Origin of the sequence: Wenjunlia tyrosinilytica (assembly GCF_014646055.1) — a bacterium.
Lineage (GTDB): Bacteria > Actinomycetota > Actinomycetes > Streptomycetales > Streptomycetaceae > Wenjunlia > Wenjunlia tyrosinilytica.
The window spans coordinates 1-1,688 of the sequence record NZ_BMMS01000132.1 but is presented as its reverse complement, the minus strand read 5'-3'; the positions used below and the strand labels follow the sequence as shown (position 1 = coordinate 1,688).

Here is a 1,688-nt window from a genome sequence, read left to right as displayed (position 1 = left end):
CGGATCTCGGTGGCGGCGGTCAATGGCCCCGGTTCGGTGGTGGTGTCCGGGGATGCGGAGGCGTTGAAGGAGTTGATCGGGCGCTGTGAGGCGTCGGGGGTCCGGGCGCGGGCGGTGCCGGTGGACTACGCCTCGCATTCGCGGCATGTGGAGGCCATCGAATCGGAGTTGGCGGAGGTGCTGGCCGATGTTGCTCCGCGCTCGGGTGAGGTGCCGTTCTTCTCCACGGTCGAGGCGGAGTTCATCGACACCGCGGCGCTGGACGCCGGTTACTGGTATCGCAATCTGCGGCAGCGCGTGCGCTTCGACGAGGCCGTGCGCGGACTCGTCGAGGAGGACCATGGCGTCTTCCTCGAGGTCAGCGCACATCCGGTCCTGGGGATGGCGCTCCAGGAGACCGCCGAGGACGCCGTGGTCGGCGGCACATTGCGGCGTGACGACGGGGGAGTGGACCGTTTCCTGACCTCGCTCGCCGAGTTGTTTGTGTGCGGTGTGGACGTTGACTGGACGGCGGTCCTGGCCGCCCATGAACCGCGCATCGTCGAACTGCCCACCTATGCCTTTCAACGCAGCCGCCATTGGCTGCGGGGCACCATTCGACGCCCGGTCCCCGGTGGCGTTCCTCAGGCGCACCGGCCGGGCGGTGAAAAGGGTGAGCCCGTCACCCTTCCCGAAGTGACGAAGGCGGCGGCGCGATACGAAGACCTGCTGGCGCTGGTGCGTGCGCACGCTGCGGCTGTACTGGGCCATCCCAAGCCCGGCGCGGTGAATGTGCGACTCACCTTCAAGGCGTTGGGATTCGACTCCGCCACCTCCGTCGAATTGCGCAACCGGCTCGTGGCCGAGACGGGGCTACGACTGCCCGCCTCCGTCCTGTTCAATCATCCGACGCCCCAAGCGATGGCCCGGCACCTTCACGATCTGCTGTGCGGCCAAACCGATTCCGGCGGTGCCGAAGTGATTGCCCGGTCGACAGCGGACGACCCGATCGCCATTGTCGCGATGGGCTGCCGTCTGGCCGGGGGGGTGAGGGCTCCCCAGGATCTCTGGGAATTGATCTCGCACGGTGGTGACGCCGTCTCCGCGTTTCCCACTGACCGCGGATGGAATCTCGAGGGTCTCTACCACCCGGACCCCGGGCACCACGGCACGAGTTATACGCGCTCGGGCGCTTTCATCCTTGACGCGGGTGACTTCGATCCCGGGTTCTTCGGTATCTCGCCGCGCGAGGCGCTGGCGATGGATCCGCAGCAGCGTCTGTTGCTGGAGACCTCGTGGGAGACCCTGGAACGGGCCGGCATCGACCCGGCGACGCTGTGCGGCAGCGAGGCCGGGGTCTTCATGGGCATCATGCCGCAGGACTACGGCCCCGATCTGCATCAGGCGCCCGAGGCCGTCGACGGCTATCTGCTGACGGGTCTGTCCGGCAGCGTCGCCAGCGGACGCATCGCCTACACCCTGGGCCTGCGCGGACCCGCTGTGACCGTGGATACGGCGTGCTCGTCGTCCTTGGTCGCGCTGCACTTGGCGGTCCAGGCCCTGCGCGCCGGGGAATGCACGATCGCCCTGGCCGGGGGCGCCACCGTCATGTCGAAGCCGGGCATCTTCGTGGAGTTCAGTCGTCAGCGTGGGTTGGCGGTGGATGGCCGGTGCAAGCCGTTCGCGGCGGGTGCGGACGGTACGGGGTG

General features: G+C 68.3%; 1 protein-coding gene. It reads left to right on the top strand.

All coding sequences use genetic code 11. The features are described 5' to 3' along the window. The coding region (locus IEY86_RS35855; protein ID WP_189136082.1) for a beta-ketoacyl synthase N-terminal-like domain-containing protein at window positions 1-1,688 on the top strand (1,688 nt) is incomplete at both ends.